Raw genomic sequence first — 19,068 nt, 5'->3', positions numbered from 1 at the left:
GGTCGGTGGCGCGCCAGGAACTGCGCCGGGTGCGCGGGGGCCGGGGCCGCCGCCAGGAATTGCACCGGGTGCGCGCCGGGCTGCGCGCACTCGACAAAACCCGTGTCCGCATGGACACAAAACGCCCCAGGTGCGCGCCCGGGGCGCCGGGCGGGCGCGCACCCGGCGCGGTTCCTGGCAGCGCGGCCCGCGGCATGCTCGCACCCGGCGCAGTTCTTGGCAGCGCGGCCCGCGGCGGGCCCCGGGCCGGAAGCGCAGCCGCGCGCAACCCGCCCGCCGGGCGAGAAGAACCCCGGCGCCCCAGCGTCACCCGCACGACCGCCTCCGGCGCGCACCCGGCGCGGCGTATATACTGGCTTCGGTTCTTTCCCCCAACGTTAAGGAGGCCCCCATGGCTCTCATCAGCGTCGACTACTTCTCCTCGTCCCTCATGCGCACCACCACGCTCGAGGTCATCCTGCCCGTCGACGACCAGGGCGACGCCTACGCCACCGACTCCGTGATGCGCCACGCCACGGGCGACCTGAACGAGGAGCTCAAGGCCTGGAAGTCGCGCCCCTACCCCGCGCGCAAGGCGCCGTTCAAGACCCTCTACCTGCTGCACGGCATCTCCGGCAACCATGCCGACTGGCTCTCCGAGACCCGCATCCGGCACTGGGCCGAGAGCCACGGCATCGCCGTGGTCATGCCCTCCGGCTACAACGCCTTCTACCTGGACCAGCCCGAGGTCCACAACTACTACGGCCGCTTCGTGGGCCAGGAGCTCATCGAGGTGACGCGCCGGATGTTCCCGCTCTCCGACCGCCGCGAGGACACCTTCATCGGCGGCATCTCCATGGGCGCCTACGGTGCGCTGCGCAACGGCCTCAAGTACTGCGAGACGTTTGGCTCCATCGTGGCCCTCTCCTCCGCGATGATCATCGACAGCTTCGACCAGATCATCTCGTCCGACGGCCTGTTCTTCCTGTCGCGCGACTTCCTCGAGCACACCTTCGGCAACCTGAACGAGGTGCGAGGCTCCGACAAGGACCCGGCGCGCCTGGCCGCCGACCTCGTCTACTGCGACCGTCCCCGCCCGCGCATCTTCATGACCTGCGGCAGCCAGGACCCGCTCGCCGAGCCCAACCGCGTCTTGGCCCAGCGTATGCGCGACACGGGACTTAACGTCACGTATCATGAGCTTACGGGTGGCCACGACTGGGACTTCTGGAACACGGCCCTGCCGACGGCCCTCGACTGGCTGCTGTAACACCGCGTCGCTCCGGCGCCGCGTCCGCTGGGAAGGGGCTCTCACATGGCACTGCTTAGAGTCGACTTCTACTCGCACTACCTCAAGCGCAACGTCGTGCTCACGGCGGTCCTGCCCGTGGACAAGATGGACGGCGACAAGCTCGCCAAGAGGCGACGCGGCCCGTACCGCACGGTCTACCTGCTGCACGGTCTCTTTGGGCAGGACGTGGACTGGATCGACCGCACCCACGTGGTCGAGACGGCGGAGGCGCGCGACATCGCGCTCATCATGCCCTCCGGCGAGGACGGTCTCTACCTCAACAAGCCGGAGATCAACGAGTGGCACGGCAAGTTCATCAGCGAGGAGCTCGTGGACTTTACGCGGCGGCTCTTCCCGCTCTCGGCCAAGCGCGAGGACACGGCGCTTGCCGGCATCTCGATCGGGGCGTACACGGCGCTCATCAACGGCCTCTTGCGACCGGACCGCTTTGGCTCGATCATCATCCTGTCGGGCGCGTTCATGCGCGACCGCGTGCTCGAGGCCGTGGAGTCCCACTCGCCGCGCAAGCGCAAGTACTACGAACGCTTCTTCGGCGACCTCGACACGGTCATCGGGTCCGACAAGGACTACGTGGCGCTCATCGACAAGTTCCGCAAGGACCCCGAGCTGCCCAAGCCGAGCTTCTATGCGGCCTGCGGCCTGCACGACAACCTCTGCGAGAACAACCGCGACCTCGTGCGGCTGCTGCGCAAGGCGGACTTTGACGTCACGTACTGGGAGCCGGAGATCGGCGCGCACGAGTGGCCGTTCTGGAACGCCTGGATCGACTGCGCGCTCGACTGGTACGCCCCCGGCCCGATGAGGCCCTCGTCGGTCGACGTGGACTACAGCGCGCTCACCGAGCTGCGCCCGCCGGAGAAGCAGTAGCCCAGAAAGGCAGTAGCCCAGAAGCCCCCGAACGTCACGAGGCGCCCGGGGGCTTCTTTGATGCCGTTCGCCACTGCGTCCTGGGACTCTGCGCGCGTCACCTGCGCGGCAGCCCTCAAGCGAGCGCGCGCCGAACGCGAGAGCAGAACTCCTCGAGGAAGCGCGGGGCGTCCACGGTAAGCGCCACCTCGGCGTCCTTTGCCTCGTCGCGCAGGCGCCGGGGATCGCAGACGGTGCGCCCCCTGACGGCGCCCTCCCGACAGACGCGCAGGTTGGTACGCAGGCACCCCACAAGCGTGGGGTCGAGCGCAGCCGCGAGCGCCAGCGGGTCGTGGAGCGCGCAGCCGCCCATCCCGGGGTTGTTGCGCTCGTAGACGGCAATGTAGTGATCGGTCATGTCCGCAAAGAACCGCCCCGCGCGCGTCCCAAGGGCGCGCCAGCGAGCGGTCTCCTCGCGCGTGAGGACCACCTGATGCGTGACGTCAAGGCCCACCATCCGGGTGGGCAGCCCCGAGACGAGGACCTCGTCCGCGGCCTCCGGGTCATTGTGGACGTTGGCCTCCGCACAGGGCGTCACGTTTCCCGGCACGCCAAGCGCCCCTCCCATGAAGGTGATGCGTGGCAGGCGCTCGGCGAGCTCGGGGCGAGCGCGAAGCGCAAGCGCCAGGTTGGTGAGCGGCCCCGTGGGGACATACGTCAGCGGGGCAGCAGGTGGTGCGGCGCACCCCTCGCGCGCGAGCCAGCCCACGCCGTCCGCGCGCGTCGGCCGGGAGGGCGCGGGCAGCTCGGAGGCCCCCAGGCCGCTCTCCCCGTGGATGCGCACCACCCCGGCCGCGGGCGAGAAGGACTCTGCGGCGCCCAGAGGGCGGTCCGCACCCGCGTACACCGGCACGTCCGGGCGGCCCAAAAGGTCGAGAAGAGCGCAGGCGTTGCGCGCGGCGCGCTCCTGGGTGACGTTTCCGTAGCTCGCCACCACGGCGACGAGCTCGACCTCAGAAGACCCAAGCGCGTAGGCGAGCGCAAGGGCGTCGTCGATGCCGGCGTCGAGGTCGAGGACAAGACGGACGGGATGGACGGCCAGGTTCTTCTCGGCCGGGCGTCGCTCGCTCATGCGCGGGCCTCCTTCAGGAGCGCGTCCACCTCAGACGCGTCGGGAATGGACGGCTGGGCGCCCAGGCGGCTCACCGCCAGCGCGGCGGCCGCGGTTCCCCGCCGCAGGGACGCGGCGAGCGGAAGACCTGCCGCACAGCCCGCCGCGAGGGCCCCGATGAAGGTGTCCCCCGCGCCCGTGGTGTCCACCGCGGTCACGGGAAGGGCGCCCACGCGCAGCGGCGCGTCGTCCGGGCCCAGGGCAAACGAGCCCGCCGCACCGAGCGTGATGACCACGGTCCCGGCGCCGAGCGCGCGCAGGCGGCCTGCGGCGGTACGGCAGACAGACTCGTCAGCGGGCAGCACGCCGCACATGACCTGGCACTCCGTCTCGTTGAGGCAGACCAGGTCAACGCACGGCCAGAGGTCGTCCGGCACGGGCCGCGCCGGGGCGGGGTTGTAGACGGTGAAGAGGCCGAGCTCGCGCGCGGTGCGCAGCGCGGCCTCGGTCGCGGTGGGATCGCACTCGCCCTGCGCGAGCAGAAGGTCGCGCGGCCTGGCAAGGCGACGCAGCTCGGCCGTGACGTCGGCGGCCGTAAGGGCGTGGTTGGCGCCCGCATGCAGGACGATGCGATTCTCGCCCGCGGTGCGCACGATCACGGCAACGCCGGTGGACACCCCCTCGAGGCGTCGCACGGACGAGGCGTCCACGCCGGACGCCTCGAGGCCGCGCACGAGCTCGTCGCCAAAGGCGTCGGCCCCCACCGCCGCGACCATGCGGACGTCCGCGCCCATTCGCGACGCGGCAACGGCCTGGTTGGCGCCCTTGCCGCCCGCCGCCGTGATGAAGCCGGACCCCGCAAGCGTCTCCCCCGCGGCCGGCAGGCAGGGCGCCTCGATGGACAGGTCCATGTTCATGCTGCCAAAGACGATGACCCGGGGCATGGCGGCCTCCTCGACGTTCTTCTCACTGGACCTAGGACGGGGTGCCCGCGGGACGCCCCGTCGTCATGTGGCGGAGCCGCTACTTGACCTCGATCAGCTCGTAGTGGCTCGTGCCCAGGCCGATCTTCTCGGCGTGCTCGATCATGGAGCGCCAGTTGGTGTCCGGGTGCGTCATGTTGAAGTGGTCGTGCTGGCAGCGCTCGGGGATGCCGCCCTCGGCCTCCAGACGGTCGCGCATCTCGGTGAGCTCGGTGTTGGGCAGCGCCGGCGCGGCGAGCGCCATGTCGATGGCCGCCTGGTCGATGGCCACCGGGTCAAAGCTCGCGAACATGCCCAGGTCGGGCACGATGGGCGTGTCGTTCTCGGCGTGGCAGTCGCAGTTGGGGCTGATGTCCATGGCAATGGAGATGTGGAAGTTCGGGCGGTCCTGCACGATGGCCTGGGTGTACTCGGCGATCTTGTAGTTGAGCACGTCCACGGCGGCGTCGAAGTCCGGCTGGATGGCATCCTGGTTGCAGGCGCCGATGCAGCGGCCGCAGCCCACGCAGCGGTCGTGGTCGATCGTGGCCACGGGCACGGTCACGACCTTGCCGCTCGGCAGCTCGCGCTCGCGCGTGGCGTCAAAGCTCACGGCCCCGTGCGCGCAGATGCGCTCGCACGCGCGGCAGCCGATGCACTTCTCGTGCGCCACGCTCGGCTTGCCGGCCGCGTGCTGCTCCATCTTGCCCGCGCGGCTACCGCCGCCCATGCCCAGGTTCTTCATGCAGCCGCCAAAGCCGGCCTGCTCGTGGCCCTTGAAGTGCGTGAGGCTGATCACGATGTCCGCGTCCATGAGGGCGTGGCCGATCTTGGCCTCCTTCACGTACTCGCCGTTCTTGACGGGCACGAGGGTCTCGTCGGTGCCCTTGAGGCCGTCGGCGATGATCACGTGACAGCCCGTGGCGTAGGGCGTGAAGCCGTTCTGGTAGGCGCAGTCGATGTGCTCGAGGGCGTTCTTGCGGCTGCCCACGTAGAGCGTGTTGCAGTCCGTGAGGAAGGGCTTGCCGCCCAGCTCCTTCACCACGTCGGCGACGGCGCGCGCGTAGTTGGGGCGCAGGAAGCTGAGGTTGCCCAGCTCGCCAAAGTGGATCTTGATGGCCACGAACTTGTTCTCGAAGTCGATCTGGTCGATCCCAGCGCGGTGGATGAGCCGCTTGAGCTTGTCGAGCTGGCTCTCCCTGCCGTGCGTGCGCAGGTTGGTGAAGTAGACCTTGGCGGTGTCCATGACGTCCCCTCTCCTCACGGGTGGTGGTCCACCTTGGATTGTACGACATCCTACCGTTAAGAGACGTTGCGTCGCCAATGTTTTCTCGCAGGGCGGCGGGGCGACGGGCAGGCCCCCGACAGCCGGCCGTTCCGACCGGACCCGCCGCCTACTCGTGGCTGCCGAACGCCCTCATGAGCACGGTCACGACGCCGCAGAGCAGGCCGCCCACGGGCCAGGCCACCCAGAACCACATGGCCGAGGTGCCCTCGGGCTCGAAGGCCGAGAGGTCGGGAGCCGAGAAGACCGGCGCAAACAGCAGCGCAAACGCCACGATCGTGGCCACGATCATGATGGCGCCGCAGACCGCACCGATCTTCTCGTCCGCGCGCTTGTTGGCGAGAAAGGCCTCGCGCCGAGCCTCGTCCAGCTGGGCGGCCACAAGGTCCTCGACCTCGAGGTCCTCGCCGACGGAGCGGTTGTACTCGGCGACGTTGGTGCGGCCGAGGAGCATCCCGGATCGCACGATCCACCACACGCCGAGCGCGATGAAGACCAGCAGGAGGAAGAGCGCCCAGTTCTCCGCCATCGGCTCAACCACGATGAGGCAGCCGATGCCCGCAAAGATGAACGCCAGGCCGGCGATGAACCCGCCCGAGAACTGCTTGCGCGCGACGGCGCGGTCGTCCTCGGTGTAGAAGTCTTCCACGTAGGGATGGGCGCGCTGGAACGCGGTGTGCTCCATGCCGGCGGGAACGAGAAACGCCAGGCCGGCGAGGATGCCCACGAACACGCAGATGACGAGCAACCCGTCGCGCGCGCCCACCGGCGCCAGCTCGACGGCGCCCTCGAGGAGCAGGCCCACGGCGATGCCCAGAAGGATCAGCGCGATTCCCGTGGGCACCTTGCCCGCCAGCGCGCGCCAGTGCTCGTCGTAGCCGCAGACGTCGGCGGGCGGGCCGGCGGGCACGGCCGCCGCGGGCACGGGCTCGCGACCCGTGAGGTCGCCGGTCACGAGGTCGTCCAGGCTGCACTCAAAGATCTGGCAGAGCTTGAGAAGCTTGTCCATCTCGGGCTGGCTCTTCTCGGCCTCCCACTTGGTCACGGACTGGCGGGAGACGCCGAGCAGCATGGCAAGCTGCTCCTGGGTCATGTTGCGCGTGGCGCGGAGGTGCTGGAGGTTGTCGCGGAAGCTCATGGCTGCTCCTTTGGTTGGGGCGGGCGCGCGGGGCGCTGTCTGCCGGCACCACATACGCTACGGTACCAGAGGGGCGCGGGCCACCAACCAGCGGGCTGCATTTTGGCCGGAACGTGGCAACCGGAAGGCGCCTCGCGGTTGCAATCCGCAGGTAGACGCGGTGTAAGGGCTACGACAACCGAGCGAGCAGGGCCGCGCGGCGCTCGTGGGCGCGCGGGGTCAGGGGCGCGAGGTTCTTCTCGTCCAGGAGCTCGAGGGCGGCGGCAGGGCGACCGGACTCGAGCTCGTGCTCGGCCAGGAGCAGCGTCCACGAGACCGACTCGCGGTGGCTCTCCGCGGCCTCGCGGCGCTCGGCGGCCCGAGCGGCATCCGCCGCGTCCCAGGACGAGCAGGGCTTAAGGGAGAGCGTGAGGTCGGCAAGCTGCCGCTCGGCAAGCGACCGCCTCTTGGAACCATTACGGTAGCGGTCCGTCAGCTCGCGCAGCGCGGCGAGCGAGGCGCCGCACGCAGCGTCGTCACCCAGGCAGTGCGCGCACACGGCTCGATTCTGGTAGAGCATCACGTTCAGGATGCTGTTCCGCCCAAATTCCAAGCCGGCCATGCGCCTGAGGGCGTCGGCGGGGCGCGCGTCCTCGAGGTCGGCAAGCGCCAGGTAGCAGTCGCACAGCGCCCGGGAGCGGCGGCGCCGGGTGGCGCGCTTGCGAATCTGCTCGATCACGTAGCGCCACTTTGCGACGTCGCAGTCGGTGTTGATGATGCCGGTGAGCGCCCGGAACTCCTTGTTGACCCGCAGGCGACAGGAGACGCCCAGGCAGACGATCGCCCCAAGCCCCACGAAGTAGAGCAGCAGGTTGTCCAGATAATAGAGGCTTGCGATCGCGGCGATGCCCACGGCAATCACGGCGACTACGGATCGCAGGAGCAGCCGTCGGTACCAGGTCAGGTACGTCTGAGCGACCTCCTGCGCATCCCTGCCAAAGAACTGCGAGCGCGGTATCTCCGTCATGCGCCCTCCCTGGGGTTGGATTCGCGTCACGGGCCTAGGGTAGCACGCGGGGGGGTTGCGGGACTACGGGCAGGGCGACCACGCGACCCGTCGAGCCGGCCGCCGAAAGGGGGAACGCCCCCATCACCTGTAATGGCTTGAAGTTTTTTCTCCATTTCCGCTCCGCCGGCATCGTCAGGGGGCGCCGCGTCAGGCTTGAGGCCCACTCGACGCGGCTCCGCAACGGTTTTGGGTGGTAGGTTTGATATCTAAGCCCCAAAAGGCGGGCGAGAAGAACGCTCGGGCAGCTGGTAGAGAACGTTTCCGCAGGTCGTTCTTCGCGACCGGCGGATTATTAACGTGCGGAGGCTCTACGACATAAATGATGCCACCCAATATCGGAGAGAAACCGCCCGGGCATCAAACCTGCCACCCAATACCGACGTGCGGGCCGCAGCCGTGGACGTGCGGGCCGCGCGCCCCACGTCGCAGCGCCAAAAAGGCCGCCGGGCGAGAAGCCCGACGGCCCGAACCGTGCAAAAGTGCCTGTCCCCTTTGCACGCCCTACTTGCGGTGGGCGCGGTAGTAGGCGATGAGGGCCTGCGTGCTCGCGTCCTGCGCGGCGAGGGCCTCGTCGTCGTGGAAGGCGGGCGTGATCTGCTTGGCGAGCTGCTTGCCCAGCTCGACGCCCCACTGGTCGTAGGAGTCCAGGCCCCAGACCGTGCCCTCGACAAAGGTGATGTGCTCGTAGAGCGCGATGAGCTCGCCGAGCGCGTGCGGGGTCAGCTCCACGCCGAAGATGGACGTGGTCGGGCGGTTGCCCTCGAAGCAGCGCGCGGGCACCATCCACTCGGCCGTGCCCTCGGCGCGGACCTCGTCGGCCGTCTTGCCAAAGGCGAGCGCCTTGGTCTGCGCGAGGAAGTTGCCCAGGAACAGCTCGTGGACGTCCTGGTCCCCGTCACGCGTGGGGTTGGGCGTGTTCACGAAGGCGATGAAGTCCGCCGGGACCATGCGGGTGCCCTGGTGAATGAGCTGGTAGAAGGCATGCTGGCCGTTCGTGCCCGGCTCGCCCCAGAAGATCTCGCCGGTGGCGCAGGTGACGGGGCTGCCGTCCCAGCGGACGCTCTTGCCGTTGGACTCCATGGTGAGCTGCTGGAGGTAGGCCGCAAAGCGGTGCAGGTACTGGTTGTAGGGCAGCACGGCGTGGCTCTCGGCGCCCCAGAAGTTCACGTACCAGACGTTGATGAGGCCCAGCAGCGCCACGACGTTCTCCTGGAGCGGGGTCTCGGCAAAGAGGCGGTCAAGGTCGTTGAAGCCGGCAAGGAACTCCTCGAAGCGCTCCGGCCCAAAGGCAATGATGAGCGAGAGGCCCACGGCCGAGTCCACGGAGTAGCGGCCGCCGACCCAGTTCCAGAAGCCGAAGGCGTTCTCCGGGTCGATGCCAAAGTCCGCCACGAGGTCGAGCGCGGTGGAGACGGCCACGAAGTGGGCACGGATGGCCTCGGCGTCCTTATCGGCCGAGCCGTCGATGGCGCCGGCGGCGCGCAGCTCGGAGAGGAGCCACGTCTTGGCCTCGCGCGCGTTGGTGAGGGTCTCCAGCGTGGTGAACGTCTTAGAGACCACGATCACGAGGGTGGTCTCGGGGTCGAGGCCACGGACCTTCTCGGCCATGTCGTTGGGGTCGATGTTGGAGACGTAGCGGCAGTCGATCCCGGCGTCGGCCAGGGGCTTCAGCGCCTCGTAGACCATGACGGGGCCGAGGTCGGAGCCGCCGATGCCGATGGACATCACGTGCTCGATGCGCTTGCCCGTGACGCCCTTCCACTCGCCGGAGCGGACGCGCTCGGCGAAGGCGTACATGCGGTCGAGCTCGGCGCGGACGTCGGCCACGCAGTCCTGCTCGCCGTCAAAGACGGTTCCCGCGTCTGCGGCCGGGCGGCGCAGCGCCGTGTGCAGGACGGCACGGTCCTCGGTGGTGTTGATGTGCGCACCGGAGTACATGGCGTCGCGACGCTCCTCCAGGCCCACGGCACGGGCGAGGTCGCAGAGCAGCTCCACGGTCTTTTTGGTCACGAGGTTCTTGGAGAGGTCAAAGTGCAGGTCGGAGGTCTCAAAGGAGAGGTCCTCCACGCGCCCGGGGTCGGTCGCGAACGCCTCCTTGAGGCTAAAGCCGCTGGCCACAAGCTCGTCGTGATGGGCCTGCAGCGCCGCCCACTCGGGCGTCGCGGTGACATCGATGGGCGCAGCAATGGTGGACATGGGCGGGCTCCTTCCCCGGAAGGCCGATGGTGCCACCAGTATAGCGCGCGCCGCGTCGCCTGAACGCCCGCTGCACGAATTCCCGCTGCTAGAACGGCTCCCCCAGGGGAGGGATCAGCTTGAGGCGGGCCCACATGACCTGCTTCTCGCGCGCGTCGGAGAGGGCGTCGGCAAAGCCCCCCAGATTGAGGACGCGCATGCCGGCAACGTGCGCGACCACGCCCGGCGCGAGCATCGCCTCCTCGAGCCGCGCAAGGATCGCAAGGTCGTCCGCGTAGGCCTCGCGCAGCGCCGACGCCGCCGCCTCGTCGCAGCAGACGAGCGTCGAGGGGTCGAGCGCGGCCAGCGCCTCGCGCAGGAGCTCGGGGCCAAGGGGCAGCCCGTCCTCGCCCACGGTCAGCAGGGTCTCCCAGTCCTCCGGCGCGTACCCGAGCGCCGCGAGCGACGCCCTGAGCGCCTTCCCGTCAGCGCCCGAGAACGCGGGGGCGCCGTTCTTCTCGTCCTCCGTGAGCTGGCCCTTGACGAGAAGAACCGGCGAGAAGGCGTTGCCCCCCATCATCACGCCGCGCGCCTCGAGCGCGTCCGTCTCGGCCGCGGTCTTGTCCAGGTATGCGCGCCTGCGCGCGTCTCGCTCGGATGCCATGCCCGCCCCCTTCGCGCGGCCCGTGCCCGGCCCGCGGCTCAACTGTGATAAGAACCGTATCATTTCATGAGTGACCCGTATGAATCAGTGTAGAACGGGCATAAGACCCAACAAGCAGAAAACCAACCAAAGGAGGCTCCCATGGCCAAGGCACTTACCACCAGTGACTTTGAGAGCGTCGTGTCCGGCTCCGACAAGCCCGTGCTCGTTGACTTCTGGGCGCCGTGGTGCGGGCCGTGCCGCGCGCTCGGCCCCACCATCGACCAGATCTCCCAGGAGATGGCCGACAGGCTCGACGTCTACAAGTGCAACGTCGACGAGGAACCCGACCTCGCCACGAAGTTCCGCATCGTCTCCATCCCCACGCTCATCCTCTTCAAGGGCGGCAAGCCGGTCCACACCATCGTGGGCGGCATGCCCAAGCCCGCGCTCGTGGCGGAGCTGGAGTCCAACCTCTAGCATGGCCGCACAGAACCACCGTTCCGAGGGCGCCCGCGACGTTGCGCGCGGCGCCCTCGCGCTTGCCCGGGACAATGTGCGCCTCGTCGTGGCGCTCGTGGCGACGCTCGTGTTTCTTGTCCTGCTCGGCGAGGTTGCCGAGGGCGAGCTCATGCGCCTCGACGCCCTTGCGTACCAGACGATCGTCGAGGGCCTGCGCTCAGATGCCCTGACACCCGTCATGGAGGGCTTCACCTCGCTTGCCTCCGTCGTCGTGCTTGCCGTGATGGCCGCAGCCATTGCCGCGCTCGCCCCGGGAAAGGCCCCGGGGTGGTGCGTCTCCATCAACCTGGCGTGCGTGGTCATCCTGAACGCCCTGCTCAAAATCATCGTTCAGCGGCCGCGCCCCGAGGGGTTCCGCCTCATCGAGGAGGCGGGGTACAGCTTCCCCTCCGGGCACTCGATGGTGGCCATGGCCTTCTTTGGCCTGCTCATCTGGATGATCTGGCGCCACCACCGCCATGACGCCATGCGCGTGGTGTGGTGCGTCGTGTTTGGCCTCGTCATCGTGATGGTTGGCGTAAGCCGCGTCTACCTGGGCGTTCACTACGCCTCGGACGTGATTGCGGGATTCTGCGTCTCGCTCGTGTGGCTGGCATTCTACACGCGCGTGGTGGCGCCGGCGCTCGTGGCGGCAGACGCCTCCTAGGGCGGCCCAGGGGACAGCCTCGGCTCGGAAGTCATAGGGAACCTCAGGCGGCCACGCCGCCGCACCATGGGGCCCGGCGCTAGTCCAGCGTGATGATCGAGGCCTCGACGATAGTCCCCTCGTCGCAGATGATCCGGCCCATGGAGGCCCGGGAGCGGCGCGGGTAGGTGGGGCTGCCGGGGTTCATGACGAGCGTGCCCGTCCACTCGTCGCGCTCGACGAAGGGGCGGTGGGTGTGGCCGCAGATGGCGATGTCGCTCATGGAGAGGTTCAGGTGCTCGCGGTAGTGGCAGACCTGCCACTTGAGGCCGCTGCTGTAGAACATCTTGCGGCGCTTGATCGACGGGCCGTAGTCGTAGGCAAAGTCGTTGTTGCCCAGGCAGAGCTGCACATAGGCGATGTTGCTCAGCGTGCGGAAGTCCGACGCCGAGCAGATGTCGCCCGCGTGCACGATCACGTCGGCGCCCTTGAGGGCGTCGAGCAGGTCCGGCGAGAGAAAGCCGTGGGTGTCGGAGATGATGTCGTAGCGCATGATGGCCAAGGCGGTTCCTTACCTCGAGCTGGTGTTGCGTGCCGCGCGGGCGGCCTAGAGGCCGAGGGCGCGCTTGAGCGCCACGACCCGACGGCGAGAGACGGAGATCTTCTTGCCCTCGATGCCGTTGACGCCCAGCTGCAGGATGCCGGAGGAGATGACCTCCACGTCCTCGACGTACTCGAGGTTCACGATGTAGCCGCGGTGCACGCGGAAGAAGCCGTGCGGCGCGAGCTTCTGCTCGAGCTTGGCGAGCGAGATCGTGGAGAGGAAGCGGTCGTCGGAGGTGTAGATGCAGGAGTAGTCGTCCTTGGCCTCGATGTAGCGGATCTGGTCGATGGGCACGAGCACCTTGCGGCCGCTCTTGACCACGGGGATGCGCTCCACGGAGGAGTGGCTCTGGGGCTGCGGCTTCATGCGCGACTGGACCTTGTCGAGGGCCTGGTTCAGGCGCTCGGGCTCCACGGGCTTCATGAGGTAGTCGATGGCGTCGACCTCGAAGGCCTCGAGCGCGTACTCGCTGTAGGCGGTCACAAAGACCACCGCGGGCGGGTTCTTGAGGCGGTGCAGCGCCTCGGCGAGCTGCATGCCCGAGGTCTTGGGCATCTGGATGTCGAGGAAGATGACGTCGGACTTGCTGTCCATGAGCTTCTCGACGGCCTCGCGGGCGCTCGACGCCTCCATGATGGCGTCCACCCGGCCGGTCTCCTCGAGCAGGTACCTGAGCTCAGAGCGGGCCGGTGCCTCGTCGTCAACGATCATCGCGCGCATATACTCGTTCCCCTTCAGTCCCCTTTGGCGGAGCCCCGCCTGATCACTCGTGTCCCCGGACGCCCACGGCGCCCAGCGTCTTTCGTGCCCCCACCAGGCGCAGCGTCACGCACGTGCCCTCGTCCGGCTTGGAGACGATCTCCACGCCCGAGCCCACGCCAAAGAAGCGCTCCACGCGCTCGGCGACGTTGCGCAGCGCCATGCCGGTCCCGCGGGTGGACGCGCCGGATGAGGGTCGCGGCTCGCTCGCGGAGGCAAGCAGTCGGTCGGCAACGTCCTTGGTCATGCCCAGCCCGTCGTCGGCAACGGCAATAAGAATATCATCACCGTCGCTCGCCACCTGAACGTCCACATGAAGCGCCCCCTCGTCACGCATCGCGTGGCGCACCGCGTTCTCCACGATGGGCTGCACGAGGAAGGACGGGACGGGCAGGACCTCGCAGCCGGGCGCGACGTGCTCGCTCTCCACGATGCGGTCCTCACCGAAGCGGGCCTTCTCGATGCGCAGGTAGCGGCGCGTCTGCTCGAGCTCCTGGGAGAGCGGGATGAGCGACTTCTCGGAGTTCTCGAGGGTCCTCCGGTAGAAGAGCGAGAACTCGCGCAGGAGGTCGCGGGCCTTCGTGGGGTCCGTGCGCGTGAACGAGGCAATGGTGTTGAGCGCGTTGAACAGGAAGTGCGGGTTGATCTGGGCCTGGAGCGCCTTGATCTCGGCGCGGGCCGTGAGCTCGGCCTGGCGGTCGAGCTCGTAGGAGGAGAGCTGCGTGGAGAGAAGCGTCCCCAGCCCCTCGGCAATGGCGAGCTGCGTGCGGTCGATGTCAAGGTCGCGGCGGTAGTAGAACTTGATGGTGCCCACGGCGCGCTCCTGCACGAGGAGCGGCACGATGATGCCCACGCCGCCGGTCGAGGCCGGGCGCGCGCGGAGCACGGCGCCCGGGCCGCCCTCGAGGTCAACGGAGTCGAAGGTCTCCATGCGGCAGCTCTCAAGGACCTCGATCGTCGGGCGGCCGTTCTTGCTGCCCGGCACGTAGCGCGTCATGAGCTCGCCCTCGTAGGCGAGGACCTCCTTGGTGTCGGTCACGGCGACGGCCCGCGCGCTCGTCTCGGGCAGGAGCAGGGCGCAGAGGGCCTGCGCGTTCTCCGCGGTGAGGCCTCCGCGCAGGTGCGTGAGGGTGTTGTTGGCCACGCGCAGCGTTCGCTCGGTTGCCTCCGAGCGCGTGTCCTCGGGCGCCACGGTGATCGAGCCGCTCATCACGATGACCCACGCGAGCGCGCAGCCCACGAGCACCGCCGCGATCGCGAGGCCGTCGCGCATGCTCCAGACAAGCAGCACCACGAGGACCATCGCCACGAGCGCCAGGACAACGTCGACGATGCGACGCGAGGCGACGTGTCTACGACTCATGGGCGCCTCCCTGGGGGGTCCTCCGGGGCCGTGGGCGCAGGGCCGGGGCCGGCCGGCGGCTCGAGTCCGTCCGGCTCCTCAAGCGCGCCAGCAGCCTCCTCGAGCACCGAGAAGGACCCCGTGTCGCCCAGGTCCTCGGGCGCCTCCGGCGCGGGGGCCTCGAGGTCCGCGGTGTCCGCCGTGTCGGCGGCCTCCTCGGCCAGGGCCGCGTCGACCGGCAGCGGGCCGGTCTCGAGCGGCGGGCGCACCTCGCCCGTGTGCAGGATCGCGCCCTGGATGAGCGGGTCCTCCCAGAGCGCGGCGACGATGCCCGGCCACACCATCGCAAAGGAGAGGTAGCGCGAGCTCGCCGAGCGCGCAAAGCGGTCCGCCTCGTAGCGGCCTCGCGTCAGGATGCGCAGGTAGGCAAGGCGGTGCGGGCCCGCGACAAAGCGGCGCAGCGCCGTGCGGAACACGCGGCGGCGCACGCCCTGGGAAAGCCACGGGGCGGGATAGGGCATGAGGGACTCCGGCGTGATCACGCGCAGGTCGCGCCGGGCGTTGATGGCGTCGAGCTTGCGGTACTCGTAGAGCCAGCGATGGACGTCCTGCATGAACAGCGAGGGGACGCTCGCCATCTCCTCGGGCGGCTGCGAGCGGACGAACCACTGGTTGTCAAACCAGACGTCAAGCCCGGCGGCCCGAAGGTTGAGCACGTAGTCGAGGTCCTCGCCGCGCGTTATGTACGGGTCAAACGGGACCTTCGAGAAGGCCGCGGCGTGCAGCGCGCAGCACCCGCCACAGAGGTGGTTGGAGCGCGTGATGCGGCTCTGCGAGGTCTGGGCGCGCTCCATGACCTTGTTGAACTCGGCCGCCTTGGACCAGTAGCGCTCGCTCCAGGCCTCGTCGGGCTCCGCGTACGGGCTGTCGTGCGGGTCCACGAAGAAGCCGCTCTTGGCCAAGATCTTGAGGTTCTGCCTCGTGAGCGAGCCCAGGCCAAAGACGGCGTTCACGAGGAAGTCCTCGTCCAGGACGACCTCGTCGTCATCGAGGAATACGGCGACGTCGTGCCCAAAGACGGCGGCCACGGCCAGCCCCATGTTCTTGATCGCGCCGTAGCCCCTCAGCGAGACCGTCTCGCCGGCCACGTGGTGCGCGAGACGGGCCACGGCCCGCTCCACGTGCGCCGCCTCCTGCTCGCCCACGACGAGCGGGTTGAGCGCGGGGTGCGTGCGGCAGATCGCCGTCACGCGGGCCCGCGCCGCCTCGGCGCAGGAGGCCGGCGCCACCACGAGCACGATCACCCTGATGACCCCGCGGACCTTCTCGAGCGAGGACAGGCAGAGCTCGAGCTCCGGGAGGGGCTTGTCGATGGGGGTGGTGTAGTCGTAGACCCCGCGCTCCCCGAGCGCTCCGGGCTGGTCTCCCTCGGCCCAGTAGGTTGGGATGATGATCGCGGGGTTCACGATGGGGTCCTATCCCTGGTTCTTCTCGGCGGCGTCGAGCTGTCGGGGAAGCGACGTCTTGCCCAGGGCGCGGGCGAGCGGCAGGCCCAGGGCGTACATGACCACGGCCTCGCCGAGCGCGGTCGTCACAAGGCCGAAGAGGTACATGGCCGGGTACGCGCCGTCGATGGCGATGTTGGTGAAGGGGATGGTGTAAAAGCCGATGCCCTGGAGCATGAGGGGCAGGTAGGCGGGGACGATGAGCGCGTTGGCGATGACGGGGCCCATGAGCGCGAGGGCCGGCCGACGGCGGTTGCGCCACGTGAACCATGCGCCGAGCGCGGTCGCGAGGGTGCCAAAGACCACGTCGAGCATGCCGAGCATGCCGGTGCCCGAGAGCACGATGTTGGCGAGGTTGGCGAGGGCGCAGCCCAGGGCGAGCCCGGGGATGGCGTCGGCAGTGAAGAGGGCAAGCACGCACACGGCCTCGGAGATGCGGAACTGAACCGGGCCCCAGGCAAGGCTGCCCAGGAAGAGCAGGGCCACGAGGGTGAGCGCGGCGTAGGTCGCGGCGATCATCCCGATGCGGGAGACCCTCCGCGCGCGGAGGTCGGAGGGGTCAACGGCGTGCTCAAGGCTGTTGTGCTGGTTCATGGCGTCTCTCTTCTCTTTCGGAGGGCTTTGCTGGATGCCCGTGGCCGGGCATGACGAGCCCACGACCAGCGGGATCCCGGTGGAAAGCACTCCAAAAGAAGCATCCCCGTGGGCACGACAGAACAGATACTAGCAGAGTTGCCCCGTGCCGGTCACAGCGCGGGGCGTGGTCACGCGGCGTGCTAGTATTGCTGCGACGAGACTGCGCCGCACCTGCGACGAGACGCCTGCCGAAGGAGGCCCCATGAACCCGCGCGTGACCCTTGCCTGCCTGGCTGCCGACGCCGCGCGCTGGGGCACCACCCGGCTTCTCCACCGGGGCGGCGGCAACGCCCCCGGCGCCGTAGCCCTTAGGGTGGCGCCGGGCATCATTGGATCTCTGGGCTCGGCGCTTGACGCGTCCGTCATGGTGACGGGCACCAACGGCAAGACCACCACCACGGGCCTCGCGGCCGACGCGCTCGCCGCGAGCGGCCTCAACGTGACGTGCAACCGCGCCGGCAACAACATGGCGTCCGGCATTGCCGCGGCGCTCGTGGAGGCCCGCTCGGCGCGGCCCCCGCGCGCGGGGTGCTTCGAGTGCGACGAGCTCTACACCGTGCAGGTGCTCCCCGCCCTGAGGCCCCGGGCGCTCGTGCTTCTCAACCTCTTCCGCGACCAGCTCGACCGCTACGGGGAGATCGACCACACGCAAGACGTCATCGCCGAGGCGCTTCGGCGCTCGGCCGCCACCGCGCTCGCGTTTAACGCCGACGACCCGCTCTGCGCCGCGATTGCCGACCGGGTGGACAACCCCGGTGTGCCCTTTGGCATCGACGAGCCCACGGGCCTCGAGGCCGACCGCATCTCCGACAGCCGCTTCTGCGCGCGCTGCAACACGGGGCTCGACTACGCGTACGTACACTACGGGCAGCTCGGGAGCTACCGGTGCCCGGCGTGCGGCTGGGCACGGCCCGAGCTCTCCTTTGCCGCCGTCAACCTGCGGCTCACCTGCGGCGGCTACGAGTTCGACATCGAGGACCGACGTGCCGGCGCGCTCCAGCGCACGCACGTCCGCACGCGCTGGAGCGGCCTCTACATGGTCTACAACGTCATGGCGGCCTTCGTTGCGTGCGTGCTCGGCGGGGGCGACACCTCCCGCTTCCAGGAGGTGCTCGACGCCTATGAGCCGGCGAGCGGGCGCGGCAAGGTCTTCTCGCTCGACGGGGGCTTTGAGGTGAGCTCCAACCTGGCGAAGAACCCCACGGGGTTCAACCGCATGATCCAGCAGGTCCGCGCGGACGACGGGCGCTACCTCGCCCTCTTCCTGAACGACAACGACGCCGACGGCCACGACGTCTCGTGGATCTGGGACATCGACCTCGAGCGCCTGCGTGACCTCTCCGACCTGCGGCTCGTCTGCGTGGGCGGCACGCGGCGCGAGGACATGGCCGTGCGCGTCAAGTACGCAGAGCTGGGCGCGCCCATCGAGCTCATCGAGAGCGTCGAGGACGCGCTTGGGCTGATGCCGGAGCCCGAGCGCCTGCACGTGATCGCAAACTACACGGCGTTTCCGCCCGTCGTCGCCGAGCTCGAGCGCCTCTGCGAATTGGGGACGTGTTTAAACGTGCAGACAAAACGGGACAGGCCCGGGAGCTCCACCGCCCCCGGCCGTCCGGCCACGCCCGACCCCGTCCCGCTGGACCGGCCGCTGAGGATCGTCCACCTCTACCCCGACGCGCTCAACCTCTACGGCGACGGCGGCAACATCGCCTCGCTTGCCAAGCGCTGCGCCTGGCGTGGAATCCCCTGTCGTGTTGACCAGGTCCTCATGGGCCAGGAGCTCGACCTTACGGACGCCGACGTGGTGCTTCTGGGCGGCGGTGCCGACCGCGACCAGCTTGCCGTCGCCGAGGAGCTCCGCGGGCGGCGCGAGAAGCTCGCCGACTACGTGGCGGACGGCGGCGTCCTTCTTGCCATCTGCGGTGGCTACCAGCTGCTCGGCCACTCCTACATGATGGGCGACGAGCGCGTTGAGGGCCTGCACATCCTGGACCTGGAGACCGTGGCCGGAAAGACGCGCCTCATCGGCAACGTTGCCATCGAGTCCTCCGTGTGCGCCACGCCGATCGTGGGCTTTGAGAACCATGCCGGGCGCACGCTCCTGGGTCCGGACGAGCATGCGCTCGGGCGCGCGCTCGTGACCGGAACCGGCAACAACGGAGAGGACGGCGGCGAGGGCGTGCTGCACGACGGCGTGGTGGGCACGTACCTGCATGGCCCCATCCTCCCCAAGAACCCCGGCGTCACCGACTGGTTGCTCGCGCGCGCCCTGCGGCGGCGCGGATGCGCCGTCGAGCTTAAGCCGCTCCCCGACGAGCTCGAGACCCTCGCTCACGACGTGGCGCTTCGCATCGCCACCCACTAGCAGCCTGACCAAAGAAGCGAGGCGGCTGCCCGGTTTTCACGGCCGTCCTGCGCGCGACGGCGGCCGGCTGACCCGGTTGGCGCTTTGCGGGCCGATCAGCCGATCAGCCGATTAGCATACAAAGTTGCCGCCGAAACCAAGTTTTCCCGGGTTTCGGCGGCAACTTTGTATGCTAATCGGACGGGCCCGACCCTCGCCCGCCCCGCAACAC

17 protein-coding genes are annotated in these 19,068 nt (G+C 69.0%); 5 read left to right on the top strand and 12 right to left on the bottom strand.

Going from position 1 to position 19,068, the window contains the following annotated elements:
• Nucleotides 1-391: 391 nt before the first annotated feature.
• Nucleotides 392-1,249 (top strand): alpha/beta hydrolase family protein, encoded by an 858-nt coding sequence (locus B5F84_RS09010; protein ID WP_087323120.1) that lies wholly within the window; start codon nucleotides 392-394, stop codon nucleotides 1,247-1,249.
• A 45-nt stretch (nucleotides 1,250-1,294) separates the two neighbouring features.
• Nucleotides 1,295-2,158 (top strand): alpha/beta hydrolase-fold protein, encoded by an 864-nt coding sequence (locus B5F84_RS09005; RefSeq protein ID WP_087323117.1) that lies wholly within the window; start codon nucleotides 1,295-1,297, stop codon nucleotides 2,156-2,158.
• A 115-nt stretch (nucleotides 2,159-2,273) separates the two neighbouring features.
• Here B5F84_RS09005 and B5F84_RS09000 read toward each other — a convergent pair whose 3' ends face one another.
• From B5F84_RS09000 to B5F84_RS08970, 7 genes are all read right to left on the bottom strand, one after another.
• Nucleotides 2,274-3,269 (bottom strand): nucleoside hydrolase, encoded by a 996-nt coding sequence (locus B5F84_RS09000; RefSeq protein ID WP_087323114.1) that lies wholly within the window; start codon nucleotides 3,267-3,269, stop codon nucleotides 2,274-2,276.
• A complete protein-coding gene (locus tag B5F84_RS08995) occupies nucleotides 3,266-4,192 on the bottom strand; it encodes a ribokinase (RefSeq protein ID WP_087323111.1) in 927 nt (308 codons plus the stop codon). The genes B5F84_RS09000 and B5F84_RS08995 overlap by 4 nt, the downstream gene beginning before the upstream one ends.
• 79 nt (nucleotides 4,193-4,271) lie before the next feature.
• Complete coding sequence (locus B5F84_RS08990) at nucleotides 4,272-5,456, bottom strand: DUF362 domain-containing protein (RefSeq protein WP_087323109.1); 1,185 nt, start codon at nucleotides 5,454-5,456, stop codon at nucleotides 4,272-4,274.
• 148 nt (nucleotides 5,457-5,604) lie between these two features.
• A complete protein-coding gene (locus B5F84_RS08985) occupies nucleotides 5,605-6,633 on the bottom strand; it encodes a helix-turn-helix transcriptional regulator (protein WP_087323106.1) in 1,029 nt (342 codons plus the stop codon).
• A gap of 169 nt (nucleotides 6,634-6,802) precedes the next feature.
• The gene (locus tag B5F84_RS08980) at nucleotides 6,803-7,639 is read right to left on the bottom strand and encodes a hypothetical protein (protein ID WP_087323103.1); all 837 of its coding nucleotides are present in this window, start codon (nucleotides 7,637-7,639) and stop codon (nucleotides 6,803-6,805) included.
• 543 nt (nucleotides 7,640-8,182) lie between these two features.
• Nucleotides 8,183-9,877 carry a glucose-6-phosphate isomerase gene (gene pgi / locus B5F84_RS08975; RefSeq protein ID WP_087323100.1) on the bottom strand — a complete coding sequence of 565 codons (1,695 nt, stop codon included), beginning with the start codon at nucleotides 9,875-9,877 and terminating at the stop codon, nucleotides 8,183-8,185.
• 88 nt (nucleotides 9,878-9,965) lie between these two features.
• Nucleotides 9,966-10,520: a hypothetical protein gene (locus B5F84_RS08970; RefSeq protein ID WP_087323098.1), complete on the bottom strand. Its 555-nt coding sequence runs from the start codon at nucleotides 10,518-10,520 to the stop codon at nucleotides 9,966-9,968.
• 141 nt (nucleotides 10,521-10,661) lie between these two features.
• Between B5F84_RS08970 and trxA the strand changes: the two genes are divergently transcribed.
• Both trxA and B5F84_RS08960 read left to right on the top strand, forming a co-directional pair.
• On the top strand, nucleotides 10,662-10,979 hold the full coding sequence (gene trxA, locus B5F84_RS08965; RefSeq protein ID WP_087323095.1) for a thioredoxin: 318 nt from the start codon (nucleotides 10,662-10,664) through the stop codon (nucleotides 10,977-10,979).
• Between the two features lies 1 nt (nucleotide 10,980).
• Nucleotides 10,981-11,667 carry a phosphatase PAP2 family protein gene (locus B5F84_RS08960; RefSeq protein ID WP_087323092.1) on the top strand — a complete coding sequence of 229 codons (687 nt, stop codon included), beginning with the start codon at nucleotides 10,981-10,983 and terminating at the stop codon, nucleotides 11,665-11,667.
• A 79-nt stretch (nucleotides 11,668-11,746) separates the two neighbouring features.
• On the opposite strand, the gene B5F84_RS08955 is transcribed toward B5F84_RS08960, so the two are convergent.
• The 5 genes from B5F84_RS08955 to B5F84_RS08935 are packed head-to-tail and all read right to left on the bottom strand — an operon-like array spanning nucleotide 11,747 to nucleotide 16,450.
• A complete protein-coding gene (locus tag B5F84_RS08955) occupies nucleotides 11,747-12,199 on the bottom strand; it encodes a metallophosphoesterase family protein (RefSeq protein ID WP_087323126.1) in 453 nt (150 codons plus the stop codon).
• A 54-nt stretch (nucleotides 12,200-12,253) separates the two neighbouring features.
• Entirely contained in the window at nucleotides 12,254-12,970 is a 717-nt protein-coding gene (locus B5F84_RS08950; RefSeq protein ID WP_087323089.1) for a response regulator, read from the bottom strand.
• 43 nt (nucleotides 12,971-13,013) lie between these two features.
• The gene (locus B5F84_RS08945; protein ID WP_087323086.1) at nucleotides 13,014-14,372 is read right to left on the bottom strand and encodes a histidine kinase; all 1,359 of its coding nucleotides are present in this window, start codon (nucleotides 14,370-14,372) and stop codon (nucleotides 13,014-13,016) included.
• A complete protein-coding gene (locus B5F84_RS08940; RefSeq protein ID WP_204205551.1) occupies nucleotides 14,369-15,817 on the bottom strand; it encodes a hypothetical protein in 1,449 nt (482 codons plus the stop codon). Before B5F84_RS08940 ends, B5F84_RS08945 begins: the two co-directional genes overlap by 4 nt.
• A gap of 9 nt (nucleotides 15,818-15,826) precedes the next feature.
• A complete protein-coding gene (locus tag B5F84_RS08935) occupies nucleotides 15,827-16,450 on the bottom strand; it encodes a QueT transporter family protein (protein WP_239378348.1) in 624 nt (207 codons plus the stop codon).
• Between the two features lie 244 nt (nucleotides 16,451-16,694).
• Between B5F84_RS08935 and B5F84_RS08930 the strand changes: the two genes are divergently transcribed.
• Nucleotides 16,695-18,857, top strand: a complete 2,163-nt coding sequence (locus tag B5F84_RS08930; RefSeq protein WP_087323083.1) for a MurT ligase domain-containing protein — start codon at nucleotides 16,695-16,697, stop codon at nucleotides 18,855-18,857.
• The last annotated feature ends 211 nt before the right edge of the window (nucleotides 18,858-19,068 follow it).

This window comes from Olsenella sp. An290 (assembly GCF_002159535.1).
Lineage (GTDB): Bacteria > Actinomycetota > Coriobacteriia > Coriobacteriales > Atopobiaceae > Thermophilibacter.
Note: the sequence above shows the minus strand (reverse complement) of the source record. Positions and strands in the feature narration are given on the sequence as shown.

What these genes read in the sequence shown, in the direction of transcription:
- pgi (WP_087323100.1), bottom strand. Translation starts at nt 9,877, where the DNA reads ATGTCCACCATTGCTGCGCCCATCGATGTCACCGCGACGCCCGAGTGG.
- B5F84_RS08930 (WP_087323083.1), top strand. Translation starts at nt 16,695, where the DNA reads ATGAACCCGCGCGTGACCCTTGCCTGCCTGGCTGCCGACGCCGCGCGC.
- B5F84_RS08985 (WP_087323106.1), bottom strand. Translation starts at nt 6,633, where the DNA reads ATGAGCTTCCGCGACAACCTCCAGCACCTCCGCGCCACGCGCAACATG.
- B5F84_RS08995 (WP_087323111.1), bottom strand. Translation starts at nt 4,192, where the DNA reads ATGCCCCGGGTCATCGTCTTTGGCAGCATGAACATGGACCTGTCCATC.
- B5F84_RS08970 (WP_087323098.1), bottom strand. Translation starts at nt 10,520, where the DNA reads ATGGCATCCGAGCGAGACGCGCGCAGGCGCGCATACCTGGACAAGACC.
- B5F84_RS08990 (WP_087323109.1), bottom strand. Translation starts at nt 5,456, where the DNA reads ATGGACACCGCCAAGGTCTACTTCACCAACCTGCGCACGCACGGCAGG.
- B5F84_RS08950 (WP_087323089.1), bottom strand. Translation starts at nt 12,970, where the DNA reads ATGCGCGCGATGATCGTTGACGACGAGGCACCGGCCCGCTCTGAGCTC.
- B5F84_RS08980 (WP_087323103.1), bottom strand. Translation starts at nt 7,639, where the DNA reads ATGACGGAGATACCGCGCTCGCAGTTCTTTGGCAGGGATGCGCAGGAG.
- B5F84_RS08935 (WP_239378348.1), bottom strand. Translation starts at nt 16,450, where the DNA reads ATGAACCAGCACAACAGCCTTGAGCACGCCGTTGACCCCTCCGACCTC.
- B5F84_RS08955 (WP_087323126.1), bottom strand. Translation starts at nt 12,199, where the DNA reads ATGCGCTACGACATCATCTCCGACACCCACGGCTTTCTCTCGCCGGAC.
- B5F84_RS09010 (WP_087323120.1), top strand. Translation starts at nt 392, where the DNA reads ATGGCTCTCATCAGCGTCGACTACTTCTCCTCGTCCCTCATGCGCACC.
- B5F84_RS08960 (WP_087323092.1), top strand. Translation starts at nt 10,981, where the DNA reads ATGGCCGCACAGAACCACCGTTCCGAGGGCGCCCGCGACGTTGCGCGC.
- B5F84_RS09005 (WP_087323117.1), top strand. Translation starts at nt 1,295, where the DNA reads ATGGCACTGCTTAGAGTCGACTTCTACTCGCACTACCTCAAGCGCAAC.
- B5F84_RS08945 (WP_087323086.1), bottom strand. Translation starts at nt 14,372, where the DNA reads ATGAGTCGTAGACACGTCGCCTCGCGTCGCATCGTCGACGTTGTCCTG.
- B5F84_RS09000 (WP_087323114.1), bottom strand. Translation starts at nt 3,269, where the DNA reads ATGAGCGAGCGACGCCCGGCCGAGAAGAACCTGGCCGTCCATCCCGTC.
- trxA (WP_087323095.1), top strand. Translation starts at nt 10,662, where the DNA reads ATGGCCAAGGCACTTACCACCAGTGACTTTGAGAGCGTCGTGTCCGGC.